Raw genomic sequence first — 16,667 nt, 5'->3', positions numbered from 1 at the left:
CTGCACAACAGGATGGCCACAAGATGACGGCACGAACACACAGCCTGCTGCAAGCCGTACCGACCGTTACGCCGCAGCTGACGACCGGCGAGCGGACACGCCGGCGGATCAAGACGTTCGGGCTGCGCATGCTGGCAAAAAGCCGTCTCACCCGGCTGATCGGGTACCGCTACGGCGGGTCCGGCGTCATCCTGATGTTCCACCACTTTACCCGCGACACCCGGGCAAATCTCGACCAGGGCTGCCTGATCGGCGACTTCGAGCGGATCCTGGCCGGACTGCGGCGGCGCAAGCGGGAAGTGGTGACGCTGGACGAGGCGACACGGCGCATCGCCCAGAACGACCCCCGTCCCTTCGCGGTTCTCACCTTCGACGACGGCTATCGCTCCAACATCGACCTTGCCCTTCCCATTCTGGAGAAATACGCCGCGCCGGCCACGATCTATGTGCCGACCGAAATGATGACCCGCACCATCAATGCCTGGTGGTTGGGTCTGACCGAGCTGTTCCGCTCGCGCGAGCGGATCGAGATCGAGCCGATGGAGCAGCGGTTCACCTGCCGGGACATCAACAGCAAGATCGCCGGGCTGCGGCGCGCCGTCGCGTGGGTCTGGGAAGACTTCCGCCGGGCCGAGATGCTGGGCCCGACATTCAAGGCGCACGGGATCTGCCTTGCCGACGTCGTCGCCCGCTACGTGCTGGACGATGCCGGCGTCAGGGCAGCCGACCGGCACCCGCTGATCGAGATCGGCGCCCATACCACGACGCACCGCGCCCTTGCCCTGCTGGACGAGGACGAGCTGCGCGCCGACATCGCCGACAACAAGGCCTATCTGGAAGCGTTGCTGGACCGGGAGGTGCCGCATTTCGCCTATCCCTACGGCCCGCCGTCGCTCTCCGGCGAGCGCGAGCCGAGGGTCGCGCGCGAGGCGGGTTTCCGTACCGCCGTGACCACCACGCCCGGCTGCCTGTTCCCGGCCCATGCCGACCACATGTTCACCCTGCCGCGGCAGAATGCCGAGTTCACGACCGATTCCGCCTCCTACACCGAATGCGGCATCGACGGACTGTTCCGCGCACTCGCTACGCGCGGCGGCAATCCGCTGGCCGGCGTGACGGCCCCCGCCGCATGACACGGCAAGACGGCGAGCTCCATCTGGTGCATGTGGTGCGCCAGTACAGGCCGAGCGTCGGCGGGCTGGAAGACTTCGTCGCAAGCCTGGCCGCCCGCCAGAAGGACCGTTTCGCCAGCGTCAGGATCGTGACCTGCGACCGGGTGTTTCGCGGCGGAACGGGAGAGCAGCTGCCGGCGCGCGAGATCATCGACGGCATCGAGGTGATCCGCCTGCCCTGGCACGGATCGACGCGCTATCCCGTCACACCAGGGATCTTCAAGGCCATTGCCGGCGCGGATCTCGTGCATGTCCATGCCATCGACTTCTTCTTCGATGCGCTCGCCCTTGCCGCCCCGTTCCACCGCAGGCCACTGGTCGCCACCACCCATGGCGGCTTCTTCCACTCCGGCACGGCCGGCGGGCTGAAGACGGTCTGGTTCAACACCCTGACGCGGCTTTCCGCGACCGCCTATCGCGGCATCGCCTGCTGCAGCCAGAGCGACTACGAGCGCTTCGACGCCATCGCGCCCAGCAAGGTGCGCTTGATCGAGAACGGCGTCGACCTTTCCAAGCTCGGCGATGCGGGCGCCAAGGCCCCGGTGAAGGGCATCGTCAGCATCGGCCGGCTGTCGCACAACAAGCGCATCGACCGGGTGCTCGACGCCTTCGCGGTCCTCGCCCGGCGCGATCCGGCGTGGACGCTCGACATCGTCGGCACGCCGTTCGACTGGAGCGGCAAGGACGTGGAGGCGATGATCGGCGAACGCGGGCTCGCAGGCCGGGCCCGGCTGCATGTCGGCCCGGACGATGCAGCCATGCGGGAGATCGCGGGCCGCGCGAGCCTGTTCGCCAGCGCCTCCGTCTATGAAGGCTTCGGCATCGCGTTGATCGAGGCAATGAGCGCGGGCCTGGTGCCGGTGGTCGAACCCAATGCCGCCTTTTCCGCCTTCGCGCAGCGCCATCCCGGGATCGCGCTGACGGATTTCGGCGATGCGGAGCAGGCGGCCAACGCGCTTGCCGCTGCCCATGACCGGCTTGCCGCCGATCCGAAGGGATTGCGCGAGGAGGTCATGGCCGTGGCGCAGACCTATTCCTGGGAGAGCACGGCCGAGCGCTACGCGGACTTCTACCGCGAGGCGCTCGGGTCTTCGAAGCGCTGACGGCCAGCTGCAAAGCCGCGCCACACGTCCACGGCACCGGCGCAGAACCACAGAAGCCCGGCGGTCTTGATCGAATAGAACGAAGCCGAGACCACCATCAGCAGACAGATATAGGTCACGAGCGGGGCGCGGAAGCGCCAGGCATCGGGCGAGCGCACCGGCGCGAAAATGTAGAGCGACCACAGGCCGGCGATGCCGATGAGACCGAGCTGGTGGAGCGAATAGGCATAGCCGTTATCCTCCAGGAAGCCGCCATAGCTGGAAATGCCGAACACGCCCTGCGTGTCGAGCTTGAGCAGCAGCCAAGAGGCGTGCAGCCAGCGCCCGCCCAGATCGTCTTCCCAGCGCAGCGCATCGGTCGACATGCCGTAGACGGCCATGGCCAGCGTGATGAAGGCCGGAACCAGCACCCAGATCAGCCGGGGAATGACGCGGTAGACCATGATCACCGCGATCAGCGCAAAGCAGACCATCATGCCGAAGCGCGCATCGCCGAGAACGATGACGATGGAGGCTGCGGCAAGAAGCAGCCAGCGATGGGTCATGTCCTTGCGGAAAACCGCCCACAGCACCAGGAAGGCGCCGTAATTGCCCATCGCCACCGGCTCGAGGAAGACCGAGGACACCCGGTGGGTGCCGAGGAACGGCAGCAGGTTGCGGCCCTGCATGCGGGTGCCGCTGATGAAGAGCGAAGAATCCTCGATGAGGTTGTCGCCGACCTCCAGCGTGCCGCGGGAGATGTAGTATTTCAGCACGTTGACATTGGCGATGAAGACGTCGAGCAGGAAATACTCGAAGAAGCCGATTGCCACAACGATGCCTGCCGACAGCAGCACGATGCGGTCGACGCTCTCGATGTCCCGGACCCGGCGCCCCAGGAAATAGAACGCGATCGGGATCAGCCCGTCGCGGATCGCCTTCAGGTCGAGTTCGGGCCGCAAGGCCAGGATCAGCGCCACATAGGCGAGATAGACGGCCAGCAGCGCATAGAGCCCGGCGCGCCGGTCGGCGGCCAGGATCATGGCGCCGGCGATCAGCACAAGCTCCGCCAGCATCACGATGTTCTGCGACACCCCCATCACGCGGGTGTTGAGGAACGCCAGGAAGAAGTTGAAGACGATGGTGCCGATGACCAGCAGGCCGGCGGCCCGGATCCACAGGTCATAGGTGTCGGGCCGACGCACCGCGGTCGGCCGTGCAGCAGGAAGTCTGCTCCAGACGGGACCGCCCGACGTTTCAGGCCGCCAGCGCGACATTGCCGATCATCCGCTCTTCCCAGGGCTTGAGCAGGGCGAGCGTGCGGTCGAGATCGGAGCGGGCCGTGTCGCCGACCCGGGTGACCAGCAGGATCGCGTCGCTGTAGTCGAGAAGCATCGGGAGGTGAGGATTGGACAGCGCCGACCCGCCGTCGATGATCAGGAACTCGTCCCCCGTGGTCTCGAAGGCGTCGACACCCGCCCGGCCGGCACGTCCGTCCAGCCGCTCCACGGTAAAGGGCGCGGCCGGCGCCAGCGCGGCGGTCTCGGCCTGCCGGCGACGGGCGGACAGTCGCGAACGCCCTCCCGCCTCGGCGACGGCGGTGGTCCTGGACGGGGCCGCCAGACGCTCCGTCCCGTCGCCCGGACGGGCCAACAGTACATCCTCGCCCATGTCGTAAAGGCTGGCGGCAATCGCGCGCGACAGCGGTGCGATATCGGTCCCGCTGCCGGTTGCCAGCACGAGCACATGCGCAGGCCGCTCGTTCTCGAAGGCATGGCGCAGCGCGAAGGCGATGCGGGTGACGGCCAACTGGCGCTCCGCCACGTTGTCGTCGGCGCGTTTACGCAGGCCGCGGCGGGTACCGGGCACCGACATGCTGGCGATGAGCGGAACGCCGGTGATGTCGACCAGCTCGCGCTCCGAGCCGAGCTTGCCGTTGAGGATCTCCCAGCCGACGGCACAACCGGCCGCCATGATGGTGCCGAAGACGCCGGCCGCCAGCAGGACGATAAGGCCGGAGGGGCCCATCGAGCGAAGCGGCGCCACCGCCGGCGAGATGATGCGGGAATTGCTGGTGTCGATGCTGCTCTGCTCGTCCAGTTCCTTCGCCCGGCTGAGGAAGGCGCGATAGACGGTGGCGAGCGAGTCCGCCTCGCTTTCAAGCTGGCGCAGCTGGATCTCGGCCCTGCTCTGGTCGACGCTGGTGGAGGTCACGCCCTGAAGCTGGGTTTCCAGCGCCGCGACATTGGCTTCCGCGCGCTGCAGGTCGGCATTGGCGGAGCGACGAACCCGGCTGAGCTCGTCGTCGATCATCTCGCGCGTGTTGGTCAACTGGGAGCGCAGCTCGCGCAGCTGGGGGTGATTGGCACCGAGCGTCGTTGCCGCCTGCGCCTCGCGTTCGGCGATACGGGCATACTGGACACGCAGGGAGCCGAGCGTCGAGGTCTGGAGGCGGACCGGCAGGGAGCCGCCCTCGATGGCATCGGCGGTCAGCCCGGCAAGCAGTTCGGCATTGGCACGCGCGCCCTCCAGCTCCACCCGCGCCTGGGTGAGCTGCGAGTTCAGCTCCTGCAACCGCTGCCCCACGACAAGTCCGCGCTCGCTGGTACGGATCAGGCCGTTCTCGGCGCGGAAGGCCTCGACCTTCGCCTCGGCTTCCTCGACGCGCTTGCGCAAGCCATCCGCCTGGGCCTGCAGTTCGACCGAGGCGCGCAAGGTGGACTCGGTGCGCCGCGTGCGCTGCTCGTCGAGATAGATGCGGGCCGCCTCGTTGGCGATCTCGGCAGCCTTGAAGCGGTCGGGGTGCTGCATGAAGATGTTGAAGACGAAGGAGTTCTCGATGCGCATCACCTGGAGGCGCTCGCGCAGGGCGTTGACGGCCGCCGCGCGCCGGTCCTGCGCCGACGGCTCCTTGCCGCTGCCCAGGAGCCGCGACAGAAGTCCGCCGGACTTCGGCAGGATCGCCGGGTCGTTCTCCAGGTCGAGCTTGTCGATGACCTCGTTGAGCGCGGAATTGGAGAGAATCACATAGGTCTGGCTGTCGATGGCCAGACGCTGGACGCTGTCTCCGCCCTGGCGCGACACGATTTCGTTGCCGACGATCTGCAGCGCCTGCGGCTCGATCAGCAATTCGACCACCGCCCGATAGTTCGGGGTGCGCATGGTCAGATAGACGAGCGCAAGGGTCATGAAGAGCAACGGCAGGATGATCAGCCAGATCATGCGCTTCTTCAGAATGCCGGGGATCTGGTAGATATCGATCATGCTCGGGAAGCCATCGCTGTTCTCACGCGCCGGAGGCCCGGCTCACCGCCACGCCACATGGCCGGCATGTTCTCCAGTCTCGTCCGTCATGGTTAACATTTCCCCAAAGGGCAGCTGCAAACAGCGAGCCCGTCCGCGCGGTTAACCGGGTGTTCATGCTGCCCCAATTCCTGCGGAGTATCGTTAGACTGCTGTTGATCGGAACACCCCATACCTGTGACAGTGCCGGGCGAAGGCAACGGACGGAAGCGGATGACGCGCGAAATCGCCAAGACAGACCAGGACAGCGTGCAGATAGGCCCGGTGGCCATCGCGCGCCTCAGCCGCACGGACGCGATCCGCCGCCTGCTTGCCGTTCCCGGCTCCGGCACCCGTCTTGCCGTTGCCTTTGCCAATGCCCACGGCCTGCTGCTGGCGATGGACGATCCGGCCTTCGCCAAGGCGCTCGCCCAGTTCCTCGTGCTCAATGACGGGATCGGCGCGGAAATCGGCGCAAGGGTTCTGTCCGGCGCAGGTTTCGAGGACAATCTGAACGGCACCGACTTCGTGCCCGCACTGCTGGACGCCGCACCTCACGGCACCCGCGTCTATCTGTTCGGTGCCCGGCCCGAAGTGGTGGAGAAGGCCGCCGGTGTCTTCGCCGCCCGCCACTCCACAATCACCATCTGCGGGTGGCGCAACGGGTATTTCGGCGAGGACGAGATCCCGGAGATCATTGCCGACATCAACGCCGCCCGCCCCGACATCCTGCTGGTGGCAATGGGCAATCCGCGCCAGGAATTTCTCATCAACCGGCTATGGAGCGATCTCGACGTGCCGCTGGCTCTGGGCGTCGGCGCGCTGTTCGACTTCACCGCCGGCGAGGTGACGCGCGCGCCTTCGCTGCTGCGGCACAACGGGCTGGAGTGGGTCTACCGCCTGTGGCAGGAGCCCAAGCGTCTGGGCCAACGCTATACGAGCGGCATCATCCGCTATCTGTGGAAGATCCTGTGCCTGAAGCTGTCGGGAAAGTCCGCCCGCGCCTGAGGCATCAAAGCCGCGCTTCCAGCCAGGCGAGCGCGGAAGCGACCTCCTCGACCACCTCGCCGCCGGCAACAACCGGCCGGCGCACCACCACCACCGGCAGGCCGAGACGACGAGCGGCCAGCAGCTTCGCCTCGCCGAAAGGGCCGCCGCTGTTCTTCGTCACCACATGGGTCGCGCCGTGCTCGCGCAAGAGGGCGACCTCCGCATCCACGTCCCTGGAGGGACGGGCAAGCACCAGCCGGCCCGGCGGCAGCTGGGTGCCGGCCTCCGGCGGATCGATCATCCGCATCAGGCAGTCGAGATCGCGGCGCGCGGCGAAGCGCGAGATTTCCTTGCGGCCGACCGCGAGAAAGGGCCTTGCGCGCAACGGCAGAATTGCGGCCGCCTCGTCCAGATCGGCAACCTCCTGCCAGTCGTCGCCCCCTTCCGCCTGCCAGGCCGGACGCTCCAGCCGCAACAGGGGAATGCCGGCGATACGCGCGGCTGCAACGGCATTGGCCGAGATGCGCGCGGCGAAAGGGTGGGTGGCATCGACCACTGCAGCGATGCCCGCGCCCCGCAGCCACGCGCCCAGCCCCTCCGCCCCGCCGAAGCCGCCGATGCGAACAGGAACCGGATAGGCCTCGGGCCGTTCGACGGCGCCGGCCAGCGACGCTGTGACCGCAAAACGGGGATCATCGGCAAGCCGGCCGGCAAGGGCCCGCGCATCGCCGGTGCCGGCCAACAGAAGGACGGGGAGCGGCAGGCTCATGCAGCGCCTTCCGCATCGAACGGACGGTGCGCAACGACGGCCCCGGCCCGGTCGACCACCAGCACCTCGACATCGACCGGCGCGTCGCGCAGCACGGCCCGGGCGGCAGCCTGGGCGCCGCGCGCGACCTCGGCGGCGACATCGATGCCAGCGGCTTCGGCGCGGTCGAGAACCTCCTTGGCGGTGTTGGCGCCCCTCGCCGCCTCGACGATCTCCGCCGGTGCCCCGGCCCGCTCCAGCAGCAAGGCGAGCGCGGCAAAGTCCACCTGGCTGCGCGCCGAGTGCAGGTCTAGCGCTCCTTGCGCCAGCTTGACGAACTTGGCAAAGCCCCCGGCCAGCGTCAGCCGCGGCACGGGATGGGCCCGCAGATACTTCAGCAGGCCGCCGGCAAAATCGCCCATGTCGAGATAGGCCATCTCGGGAAGATCATAGCGGGCCTTCACCGCGTCCTCCGAGGTCGAGCCGGTGGCTCCGACCACATGCGACTGGCCTGCGGCGCGTGCAACATCGACCCCGCGATGGATCGAGGCGATCCAGGCCGCGCAGGAGAACGGGCGCACGATGCCCGTGGTACCGAGGACCGAAAGGCCGCCGAGAATGCCGAGGCGCGGGTTCATTGTGCGCTGCGCCAACGCCTCGCCGCCGGGGATCGAGATCTCCACCTCGACATCGCCGGTCGCACCGAACAGGGCTGCCACCTCGGCAATGACGCCGCGGATCATTTCGCGCGGCACCGGATTGATTGCCGGCTCGCCCGGCGGGATCGGCAGGCCGGCGCGCGTCACCGTGCCGACCCCCTCGCCGGCGCGGAACAGGACGCCCGAGCCGACCGGCGCGAGGCGCACGCTGGCGATCACCGTCGCGCCGTGGGTGACGTCGGGATCATCGCCCGCATCCTTGACGATGCCGGCGCGAGCAAAGCCCTGCCCCAGTTCCTCCAGCGCAAGGGCGAAGGCGGGCCGCTCGCCCTTCGGCAGGGTCACCTCGACGGGATCGGGAAACACGCCCGTCAGCAAGGCCTGATAGGCCGACTTGGCTGCGGCGGTCGCACAGGTGCCGGTGGTCCAGCCCCGGCGAAGCGCGGATGTTTCCTTGCGGTTCATGCGCCGGACTATAGGGGCGCGCATGGCAAGGTCGCAATTGCTATGGAAGCCGACGTCAACCGACCTTGGCGCGGCGGGCGGAGCGGCGTAAAAACGATCAGGATGTCAAACGAGAAGCACAAAGATCAGCCCGCCCCGACCGTGGCGCCCAATTCCTGCCCGCCGCTCAGTGAAGCGCTCGAAGGGCTGGCCCGGCGCGGCTTTCCGCTGCCGGACTTCCTGCCCGGCTGGGTATGGCTGGCCGGCGCCGGACCGGGCGACCCAGGCCTGTTGACGCTGCATGTCCTCAACGGCCTCGCCCAGGCAGACGTCATCGTGCACGATGCGCTGGTCGATGCCTCGATCCTCGGCCTCGCCCGGCCGGACGCGATCATCGACTATGCCGGCAAGCGCGGCGGCAAGCCGAGCCCGAAGCAGCGCGACATTTCGCTGAAGCTCGTCGACTACGCACGGGCCGGAAAACGGGTTCTGCGCCTGAAGGGCGGCGATCCGTTCGTCTTCGGCCGCGGCGGCGAGGAAGCCCTGACGCTGGTCTCGCACGGCGTGCCGTTCCGCATCATTCCCGGCGTGACCGCCGGCATCGGCGGCCTTGCCTATGCCGGCATTCCCGCCACCCATCGCGACACCAACCAGGCCGTCACCTTCCTGACCGGTCACGACCAGACCGGCCTGACGCCCTCGGCCATCGACTGGGACGCGGTGGCGCGCGGGTCTCCGGTGATCGTCATGTACATGGCGATGAAGCATCTCGACCTGATCGTCTCCAAGTTGCTGTCCGGCGGACGCCAGGGCGAGGAACCTGTCGCCATCGTCTGCAATGCCTCGCTGCCCGACCAGAAGGTGCTGGAGACGACGCTGGCCAGCGCCTCCGCCGATGCGGAAGCCGCCGGGCTGGAACCGCCGGCCATCGTCGTGGTGGGCGAAGTGGTGCGGCTGCGTGCCGGGCTCGACTGGCTCGGCGCGTTGGAAGGACGGGAGCTCGACCCCGACCCGCTGGACCTGCGCGAGACGACCACCGCACGGCCGGCGAGCGGCGGCTGACATGAACACCAGATCCGGGCCGGCCAGCGGCCTCGTCATCGCCGCACCGGCGTCCGGCAGCGGCAAGACCACGCTCACGCTCGCCCTGCTCGCCGCCTATCGCAAGGCCGGGATCCGGGTCGCCAGCGCCAAGACCGGGCCCGACTATATCGACCCCGCCTTCCATGCTGCCGCCAGCGGCGGGCCTTGCGTCAATCTCGACCCCTTCGCCATGCGCGGCGCTCTCATCGACAGACTGGCCTCGGCCCAGGCCGAGACTGCCGACCTGTTGCTGGTCGAAGGCGTCATGGGCCTTTTCGACGGCGCCGCCGACGGCAGCGGCTCGACCGCCGATCTTGCCGCACGTCTAAGCCTGCCGGTCGTTCTGGTGGTGGATGCGGGAAAGCAGTCGCAGTCTGTCGCCGCGCTGGTGCGGGGCTTTCGCGACCACCGCGCGGATGTGGCCGTCGCCGGCGTAATCCTCAACCGGGTCGGCAGCCCGCGCCACGAGGAGATGCTGCGAGCAGCGCTTGCCGGCATCGCCATGCCTATCTTTGGTGCTGTGCCGCGCGATGCCGGGCTCGATCTGCCCGAGCGCCATCTCGGTCTGGTGCAGGCGGGAGAACACGGCGATCTCGCAGGGTTCCTGGAGCATGCGGCCGCGCGCGTCGCCGAGAGCTGCGATCTGGATGCGCTCCGCGCACTGGCATCTCCGCTGGCGCGCAGTGAATCGACCGCGGCCGCGACGCTGCCACCGCCCGGCCAGCGCGTCGCAATCGCTCGCGATACCGCCTTCGCCTTTGCCTATCCGCATCTGCTGTCGGGCTGGCAGGCGCAGGGGGCCGAGCTGTCGTTCTTCTCGCCCCTTGCCGACGAGGCTCCCGGCGCACAGTGCGACGCGATCTACCTGCCCGGCGGCTACCCGGAGCTGCATGCGGAACGAATCGCGGCGGCCGGCCGGTTCCGGCAGGGGATGCAGGCAGCCGCGGCACGCGGCGCGCTGATCTACGGCGAGTGCGGCGGCTACATGGTGCTCGGCGAGCATCTGACGGACGCCGAAGGGGCGCGGCACGCGATGCTCGGGCTGCTGCCGTTGGAAACGAGCTTTGCGACACGCAAGCGGCATCTCGGCTACCGGCGGCTCAAGGCCCTTCCCGGTGCGCCGTGGCAGGGCGAGCTGACGGGTCACGAATTCCACTACGCGACCATCGTGCGCGAGGGGCAGGCTGAGCGATTGTTCGAGGCAAGAGATGCACTTGGAGCGCCGTTCGGCGATGTCGGACTGCGCGTCGGCCGCGTGTCGGGCTCGTTTATCCACCTAATCGACCGGGTGTGACCCCGGCCGACCAGGCGAAAAGTCAGGCGGCCTCGAGCAGGCAGAGCTTGCAGCGATAGCCTTCCTTTTCGTGATAGGCCGAATCGCGGATGGCACGGATGCGGGCGATGCCCCTGTCTTCCATCGTCTTGAGATGCGCCGGATAGCCGTCGCTCTCCCAGACCTTCTCGTGCACGGTCACGACAAGCGGCGCGCCGGGACGCGCAACACGCGCCAGTTCGTCGATGGCCTGCGGTCCGACATGGCCGCTGGTGAAGACGCCGACGCTCACCACCCCGTCATAGGCATTGTCGGGCAGATCCAGCGGACGGGTCAGATCCGCCTCGGCAAGCTGCCGGTAAACGCCCTTCTCTGAGGCCTGCTCCAGCATGCCGGGGCTGAGATCGACGCCGTCGATATCCGCTTTCGTACGCCGGCTCAATTCCAGGCCGACAAGGCCGGTACCGCACCCGGCATCCAGCACGGCGCCGGCCCCCTCGCCGATCTCGCGCGCCAGCGCTTCGGCGGCAAGCGCCGGGGCGACATAGCCCATGCCGGCGACCGTGTCCTCGTCGTAACTGCCGGCCCAGTCGGCATAGAGATCGCGGATACGCTCCCTGTCGCCATCCAGGGCATAGGCACGTTGCAAGAGCGGGTTGTCCGTCTCCATGGCGGGTCTCTCCTTTGGCTGTTGGGATGGCCCAAGCCTAAGGAGAGGCGCCGCGAGATGCAAATGACGGCCCGGCGTGCTGCTTCAGGCCTCGGTTTTAGTCGTTTTCTTTTTTTTCGGCCGCAGCACGTGGACATGGTCGGCATGATAAAGCGCGCTGTCGCGGAAATCCGCCTGCGGCTGCAGCGCCCGGCCGACGAAGATGAGCGCCGTGCGGGTGATCTTGGCCTCGCGCACCTTCTCGCGAATGTCGGTGAGCGTGCCATGGATGAAGCTCTGGTCCGGCCAGCCGACGCGGTAGGCGACCACCACCGGACAGTCGGCACCGTAGAGCGGGACGAGCTGGCGCTCGATCTCGCGCAGGTTCCGGATGGACAGGTGGATCGCCAGCGTCGCGCCGCTCTTGCCGAGCGTTTCAAGGTCCTCGCCCTTCGGCATGTCGGAGGACTTCATCGTCGTGCGGGTGAGGATCACGGTCTGGGCGATCTCCGGCACGGTCAGTTCCTGGCCGAGGGCGGCAGCGGCAGCGGCGAAGGCCGGCACACCGGGCGTCACGTCGAAGGGAATGTCCTTCTCCTTCAGCCTGCGGATCTGCTCGGCAATCGCGCCGTAGAGCGAAGGATCGCCGGAATGGACCCGCGCCACATCCTCGCCGCGCGCATGCGCCGCCTCGATCTCCGCCATGATCTCGTCGAGTGTCATCGGCGCGGTGTCGATGACGCGCGCACCCTCGGGCGCCGCTGCCACGATGGCCTCCGGCACCAGCGAGCCCGCGTAAAGACAGACGGGGCAAGCCTCGATCAGCTTCAGCCCGCGAACGGTGATGAGGTCGGGATCGCCGGGCCCGGCGCCGATGAAGTGGACGGTCACAGCTTTTCCTCGATGCGCTTGGCGTAGCCGCGGGGGGTGTAGACGAAGGGACGGCCCGAGCCGGTCATGACCGCGCGCGAGGCAGACGAGCCGACCAGCACTGTGGTGAGCATGTCGACATCGTCGACGCACAGCTCGCCGAGCGTCGTCACGGTCACCGTCTCGCCCTCGCGGCCGAGATTGTAGCCGAGCACCACCGGCGTATCGGCCGGACGGGCGCCAAGCAGGATCTCGCGTGCGGCGGCAAGCTGGGTGCGGCGGCGCTTCGACACGGGATTGTAGAAGGCGACGACGAAATCGCCGGCTGCGGCGGCCTTCAGCCGCTGCTCGATCGCCTCCCACGGGGTCAGGAGATCCGAAAGGGAGATGGTGCAGAAATCGTGGCCGAGCACCGCGCCGATGCGCGCGGACGCCGCCTGCAATGCCGAGATGCCGGGAGCGTTGACCACCTCGACACGCTTTGCCGCATCCGAAACGCCGCCCTCGGCGGTGTCACGGTGCAAAAGCTCATAGACCAGCGCGCCCATGGCATAGATGCCGGCATCGCCTGACGACACCAACGCCACCGAACGGCCCTCGCCGGCACGTTCCAGCGCGAAGCGGACGCGCTCCTCCTCCGCGCCGAGCGGGAAGGCATGACGCTGCTTGCCCTGGATCAGCGGCGCGACGATGTCAAGATAGAGCGAATATCCGACCGCCTCGTCCGCATCGGCAAGCAGGCGCGAGGCTTCCGGCGTGCGCCAGTCGTCGCGGCCCGGCCCGATGCCGATCACCGAGAGACGGCCGCGCGGGCGCCCCGCCTCGGCCTGGTCGACCGGCCCCGGCGCAAGGGCGACGGCAACGGTTGCATTGGCGGTCTTGCGCTTTTCGACCAGCAGCGAGCCGTCGGCCCCGGTGGCGGCAAGCGCCGCGCCCTCGGACACGCCGTGGCAACCGACCTCGGCGAAGACGACGTCCGAGGGATTGGCAAGGCGCGGCGCCTCCTGCTCCAGCCGGGCGGCGGGAAAGACGCGCAGCGGCACACCGAGCTGAGCGGCGAGCGCGTTGACCGCCGCCTCGTCCGCCTTGAGGTCGAGGGTCGCGACAAGCGCCACAGCCCCTTCGGCAAGGCCGGCGCCGGCAAGCGTCTCGCGCACCAGCGCGGAAAGTTCTTCCGCCGGGCAGCCCCTGGCACAACCGACACCGACGACGAGGCGGCGCGGGTGATAGACGAGACGGTCGGCACCGGGCGCGACAGCCTCGACGCTGGCGACGATCTCCATCTCCGCCTTGTCCGCAAGCGGCAGGCGCGAGCGGCTGATCCAGGGGGCATCGCCCTTGAGAGTGACGGGCTCTCCGGCCAGGAGGCGCGCCATGATGCCCTTGGCATCCTGCGGATTGGCGAGCCACCAGCCCTTGGGCGGAGAATCGAGCGCAACGCCCAGCGCCGTGTCGCCCTGCGTCGTCACCGCGGCATGGCCGTCCAGCGCATCCGCCACCTGGCGGGCGAGCGAGTTGGCGCCGCGATGGCCACCGAGCAGCGGCACGACGCTCGCCCCGTCCTCGGAGACGGCGAGAACCGGCGGCTCGGACCGCTTGTCCTCGATCACGGCGGCCAGCGCGCGGATCAGGATGCCGGAGGCGCAGACGCCGACGATGGGCGTGCCGGCCTGATAGAGCGCACGGATATGGTTCAGCGTCTCGGCGAAGGAAACGTCGAGGCCGGGCACCCGGTGGGCGAGCCCGTGCAGCGTGGCACCCGGCAGAGCGGCCGCGATGCGGCGCGCGACAGGCTCCGCCGCCGGCGTCAGGACGAGGATTGCGGCGGTAGCATCCACGCTTCGTCTCCCTTGTAGATCAGGATCATCGAGAAATAGGGGGCGGCGGCTTCCGTCACATCGGCAAGAGGCATCGCCTTTTCCGCCGGCAGCGTCGCCCGCTCCACATAGCCTGCATGATCGATGAGGCCCAGCCCCTCGATCAAACGGCGCAGGCGCGGCAGGTGGCGCCCGACCTTCATGATGGCGATGGCGCCCGCCGCCTCGATCCGCGCCGCGATCTCCTCGTCCGGCAGCGGTCCGGGAATGACGGTCAGCACATCGTTGCGCGCGGTCAAGGGCCGGGCAAGGCGGGCAGCACACGCGGTGAGCGAGGTCACGCCCGGCACGATCTCGCAAGGAAAGCGCCGCGACAGCCGCTCGAACAGATACATGAAGGAGCCGTAGAAGAACGGGTCCCCCTCGCACAGCGTCACAACATCGGTGCCGGAGGCGAGGACTTCGCCGATCTCCTCGGCCGCGCGGGTATAGACCGCCTGTGCCGGGAAGCGCTCGACGCGCATCGGCACTACAATCGGGATCTCGCGGGCGGACGGCGGGATGATCGCCGCCGCGATGGAGCGGGCGAAGCTCTCGCCGTCGTCGGGCGCCGGATAGGCGACGACCTGCGCGCCCGAGATCAGCCGGTGCGCCTTCACCGTAATCAGGTCCGGATCGCCCGGCCCGAGGCCGACGCCGTAAAGGGTTCCAGCAGTCATGGGAGGATCAGGCTCCACTGGGTCACCGGCATCAGCGGGCGCCATCCGGTCATGCCGCCGACGGCACCGGCCCGCGACACCGCGATGCGCACCAGCTCGCCGCCGTGGCGGGCGTGGGCGGCAAGAAGGATTGCCTCGCTTTCCAGCGTCACCGCATTGGCGACAAGCCGGCCGCCGGGCCGCAGCGCCGCGAGTGCCGCCTCCAGCGTGCCAGTTGCGGTCAGGCCGCCGCCGAGAAAAATCGCATCGGGCGCCGGCAGACCCTCAAGGCCATCCGGCGCCGCATCGGGGCGAAGGTCGAGATGCGGCACGCCGAGGGCGGAGGCATTCGCCCGCGCGGTGGCGCGGCGGGTGTCGTCCGGCTCCAGTGCGATGGCCCGGCTGCGGGGCGCCGCGCGCAGCCATTCGATGGCGACAGCCCCCGAGCCCGCGCCGATATCCCACAACAGGGCACCGGGCATGGGCATCAGGCGGGCGAGCGTCACCGAGCGGACCTCGCGCTTGGTGATCTTGCCGTCATGGCGGAACGCATCGTCCGGCAGGCCGGGCAGACGCGGGCGCAGCGGCGTGTCGCGCACCGCGACCGCCTCGAGTGCCACGACGTTGAGGGCGGCAACCTCGCCGCGCCAGCCTTCGGCACTTCCCGACAGGATCCGCTCGGCCGGTCCGCCGAGATGCTCCAGCACGGTCAGCCGGCTCGCGCCATAGCCCTCGTCGACGAGAAGGTCGGCGATCTCTTCCGCTGCCCGGGCACCCGAGGTGAGGCAAAGCACCCTGGCGCCGGGATGAAGAACGGCGCGTAACAGATCGATCGGACGGCCATGCAGCGACAGGATCTCGATGTCCTGCAACGGCCAGCCGAGCCGTGCGGCGGCGAGCGACAGGGACGACGACGCCGGCAGCACCAGCATTTCCTCCACCGGCACGGAGCGCGCCAGCGTCGAGCCGACACCGAACCACATGGGATCGCCGCTCGCCAGCACCGCAACGGGTTCGCCGCGCGCGGCGAGCAGCGCTTCCAGCCCCTTGTGGAACGGGCTCGGCCAGGTCTCGACCTCGATTCCGAGCGGGGCGACAAGCTCGCCATGACGGGCCCCGCCGAAGACGCGTTTCGCATCGGCAAGCGCCTGCCGGGCAATCGGAGAAAGTCCCTCGACACCCTCCTCGCCGAGGCCGATCACGGTCAGCCAGGGGGCGCGTCGCGCCTTGTCGTCAAGGCTCATGCCGGGTCCTCCTCCGGCACCCCGGCAGCCAGCGCATTGACCGCGGCAGCGGCGATGGCCGATCCGCCGCGCCGGCCGCGCAGCACCAGGCAGGGGATACCGAGCGGGCTCTCCAGCAGAGCCTCCTTCGATTCCGCCGCGCCGACGAAGCCGACCGGGAAGCCGAGGATCGCGGCCGGGCGCGGAAAGCCCTCGCCGATCCGCTCCAGCAGATGAAACAGCGCGGTCGGCGCATTGCCGACAACCACGACAGCTCCCTCGAGCCGGTCGCGCCACAGATCAACGGCCGCGGCCGAACGGGTGGTGCCAAGACGCCGGGCAAGACCGGGCACGGGAGGCTCGTTGAGCGTGCAGACGAGATCGTTGCAGGCCGGCAGACGGCTGCGGATCACACCTTCGCAGACCATGCGCACATCGGCGAAGACGGGCGCGCCGGCAGCCAAGGCGCCACCGACCGCCGCCGCGACATCGCCGCGCCAGGCCAGATCCGCCACCACCTCGGGCATGCCGCAGGCATGAACGATGCGGATCGCGGCCGGATGCAGCGCCTCGGGCAGGGCGGAGAGATCCGCCTCCTCGCGCACGATGGAAAAGGAGCGGCGATAGATCTGCGCGGGATCGCGCTCGTAGTCGTAACGGCCGCCGCTCACGCCCCA

The 16,667-nt window shown here is 68.8% G+C and carries 15 protein-coding genes; 5 read left to right on the top strand and 10 right to left on the bottom strand.

Annotation, left to right across the window (positions count from 1 at the left end; translation table 11 throughout):
* The first annotated feature begins 23 nt into the window (after window positions 1-23).
* Together H7H34_RS02095 and H7H34_RS02090 are read left to right on the top strand one after the other, a co-directional pair.
* Entirely contained in the window at window positions 24-1,133 is a 1,110-nt protein-coding gene (locus H7H34_RS02095) for a polysaccharide deacetylase family protein (RefSeq protein WP_208996862.1), read from the top strand.
* Window positions 1,130-2,275 (top strand): glycosyltransferase family 4 protein, encoded by a 1,146-nt coding sequence (locus tag H7H34_RS02090; protein ID WP_185924084.1) that lies wholly within the window; start codon window positions 1,130-1,132, stop codon window positions 2,273-2,275. The genes H7H34_RS02095 and H7H34_RS02090 overlap by 4 nt, the downstream gene beginning before the upstream one ends.
* On the opposite strand, the gene H7H34_RS02085 is transcribed toward H7H34_RS02090, so the two are convergent.
* The gene (locus tag H7H34_RS02085) at window positions 2,242-3,459 is read right to left on the bottom strand and encodes a UDP-phosphate alpha N-acetylglucosaminyltransferase (protein WP_185924083.1); all 1,218 of its coding nucleotides are present in this window, start codon (window positions 3,457-3,459) and stop codon (window positions 2,242-2,244) included. The genes H7H34_RS02090 and H7H34_RS02085 overlap by 34 nt on opposite strands.
* A gap of 52 nt (window positions 3,460-3,511) precedes the next feature.
* Entirely contained in the window at window positions 3,512-5,518 is a 2,007-nt protein-coding gene (locus tag H7H34_RS02080; protein ID WP_185924082.1) for a GumC family protein, read from the bottom strand.
* Between the two features lie 252 nt (window positions 5,519-5,770).
* Between H7H34_RS02080 and H7H34_RS02075 the strand changes: the two genes are divergently transcribed.
* Complete coding sequence (locus H7H34_RS02075; protein ID WP_185924081.1) at window positions 5,771-6,544, top strand: WecB/TagA/CpsF family glycosyltransferase; 774 nt, start codon at window positions 5,771-5,773, stop codon at window positions 6,542-6,544.
* 4 nt (window positions 6,545-6,548) lie between these two features.
* On the opposite strand, the gene H7H34_RS02070 is transcribed toward H7H34_RS02075, so the two are convergent.
* Both H7H34_RS02070 and H7H34_RS02065 read right to left on the bottom strand, forming a co-directional pair.
* Window positions 6,549-7,295 (bottom strand): cobalt-precorrin-6A reductase, encoded by a 747-nt coding sequence (locus tag H7H34_RS02070; RefSeq protein ID WP_185924080.1) that lies wholly within the window; start codon window positions 7,293-7,295, stop codon window positions 6,549-6,551.
* Window positions 7,292-8,422 carry a cobalt-precorrin-5B (C(1))-methyltransferase gene (locus tag H7H34_RS02065; RefSeq protein WP_209006133.1) on the bottom strand — a complete coding sequence of 377 codons (1,131 nt, stop codon included), beginning with the start codon at window positions 8,420-8,422 and terminating at the stop codon, window positions 7,292-7,294. The genes H7H34_RS02070 and H7H34_RS02065 overlap by 4 nt, the downstream gene beginning before the upstream one ends.
* Window positions 8,423-8,500: 78 nt before the next feature.
* Between H7H34_RS02065 and cobA the strand changes: the two genes are divergently transcribed.
* Together cobA and H7H34_RS02055 are read left to right on the top strand one after the other, a co-directional pair.
* Window positions 8,501-9,439 carry a uroporphyrinogen-III C-methyltransferase gene (gene cobA / locus H7H34_RS02060; protein WP_185924079.1) on the top strand — a complete coding sequence of 313 codons (939 nt, stop codon included), beginning with the start codon at window positions 8,501-8,503 and terminating at the stop codon, window positions 9,437-9,439.
* Window position 9,440: 1 nt separating this feature from the next.
* Complete coding sequence (locus H7H34_RS02055; RefSeq protein ID WP_185924078.1) at window positions 9,441-10,754, top strand: cobyrinic acid a,c-diamide synthase CobB; 1,314 nt, start codon at window positions 9,441-9,443, stop codon at window positions 10,752-10,754.
* Window positions 10,755-10,776: 22 nt separating this feature from the next.
* On the opposite strand, the gene H7H34_RS02050 is transcribed toward H7H34_RS02055, so the two are convergent.
* The 6 genes from H7H34_RS02050 to H7H34_RS02025 all read right to left on the bottom strand — a co-directional run bounded on the left by H7H34_RS02050 (window position 10,777) and on the right by H7H34_RS02025 (window position 16,661).
* Entirely contained in the window at window positions 10,777-11,403 is a 627-nt protein-coding gene (locus H7H34_RS02050; protein ID WP_185924077.1) for a class I SAM-dependent DNA methyltransferase, read from the bottom strand.
* A gap of 84 nt (window positions 11,404-11,487) precedes the next feature.
* Window positions 11,488-12,273, bottom strand: a complete 786-nt coding sequence (cobM, locus tag H7H34_RS02045) for a precorrin-4 C(11)-methyltransferase (protein WP_185924076.1) — start codon at window positions 12,271-12,273, stop codon at window positions 11,488-11,490.
* Window positions 12,270-14,090: a precorrin-3B C(17)-methyltransferase gene (gene cobJ / locus H7H34_RS02040; protein ID WP_185924075.1), complete on the bottom strand. Its 1,821-nt coding sequence runs from the start codon at window positions 14,088-14,090 to the stop codon at window positions 12,270-12,272. The genes cobM and cobJ overlap by 4 nt, the downstream gene beginning before the upstream one ends.
* Window positions 14,060-14,788: a precorrin-2 C(20)-methyltransferase gene (cobI, locus tag H7H34_RS02035; protein WP_185924074.1), complete on the bottom strand. Its 729-nt coding sequence runs from the start codon at window positions 14,786-14,788 to the stop codon at window positions 14,060-14,062. Before cobI ends, cobJ begins: the two co-directional genes overlap by 31 nt.
* On the bottom strand, window positions 14,785-16,011 hold the full coding sequence (gene cbiE, locus H7H34_RS02030) for a precorrin-6y C5,15-methyltransferase (decarboxylating) subunit CbiE (RefSeq protein ID WP_185924073.1): 1,227 nt from the start codon (window positions 16,009-16,011) through the stop codon (window positions 14,785-14,787). The genes cobI and cbiE overlap by 4 nt, the downstream gene beginning before the upstream one ends.
* A complete protein-coding gene (locus H7H34_RS02025) occupies window positions 16,008-16,661 on the bottom strand; it encodes a precorrin-8X methylmutase (RefSeq protein ID WP_371811340.1) in 654 nt (217 codons plus the stop codon). The genes cbiE and H7H34_RS02025 overlap by 4 nt, the downstream gene beginning before the upstream one ends.
* Window positions 16,662-16,667 lie beyond the last annotated feature (6 nt).

The organism is Stappia sp. 28M-7 (assembly GCF_014252955.1).
Lineage (GTDB): Bacteria > Pseudomonadota > Alphaproteobacteria > Rhizobiales > Stappiaceae > Stappia.
The sequence above is the reverse complement of the archived record's forward strand: the minus strand, read 5'-3'. Positions and strand labels throughout refer to the sequence as shown.

Excerpts from the sequence above, each read along its gene's own strand:
- H7H34_RS02075 (WP_185924081.1), top strand. The coding sequence starts at position 5,771 with ATGACGCGCGAAATCGCCAAGACAGACCAGGACAGCGTGCAGATAGGC.
- cbiE (WP_185924073.1), bottom strand. The coding sequence starts at position 16,011 with ATGAGCCTTGACGACAAGGCGCGACGCGCCCCCTGGCTGACCGTGATC.
- H7H34_RS02080 (WP_185924082.1), bottom strand. The coding sequence starts at position 5,518 with ATGATCGATATCTACCAGATCCCCGGCATTCTGAAGAAGCGCATGATC.
- H7H34_RS02065 (WP_209006133.1), bottom strand. The coding sequence starts at position 8,422 with ATGCGCGCCCCTATAGTCCGGCGCATGAACCGCAAGGAAACATCCGCG.
- H7H34_RS02050 (WP_185924077.1), bottom strand. The coding sequence starts at position 11,403 with ATGGAGACGGACAACCCGCTCTTGCAACGTGCCTATGCCCTGGATGGC.
- H7H34_RS02090 (WP_185924084.1), top strand. The coding sequence starts at position 1,130 with ATGACACGGCAAGACGGCGAGCTCCATCTGGTGCATGTGGTGCGCCAG.
- cobI (WP_185924074.1), bottom strand. The coding sequence starts at position 14,788 with ATGACTGCTGGAACCCTTTACGGCGTCGGCCTCGGGCCGGGCGATCCG.
- H7H34_RS02095 (WP_208996862.1), top strand. The coding sequence starts at position 24 with ATGACGGCACGAACACACAGCCTGCTGCAAGCCGTACCGACCGTTACG.
- H7H34_RS02055 (WP_185924078.1), top strand. The coding sequence starts at position 9,441 with ATGAACACCAGATCCGGGCCGGCCAGCGGCCTCGTCATCGCCGCACCG.
- cobA (WP_185924079.1), top strand. The coding sequence starts at position 8,501 with ATGTCAAACGAGAAGCACAAAGATCAGCCCGCCCCGACCGTGGCGCCC.
- H7H34_RS02070 (WP_185924080.1), bottom strand. The coding sequence starts at position 7,295 with ATGAGCCTGCCGCTCCCCGTCCTTCTGTTGGCCGGCACCGGCGATGCG.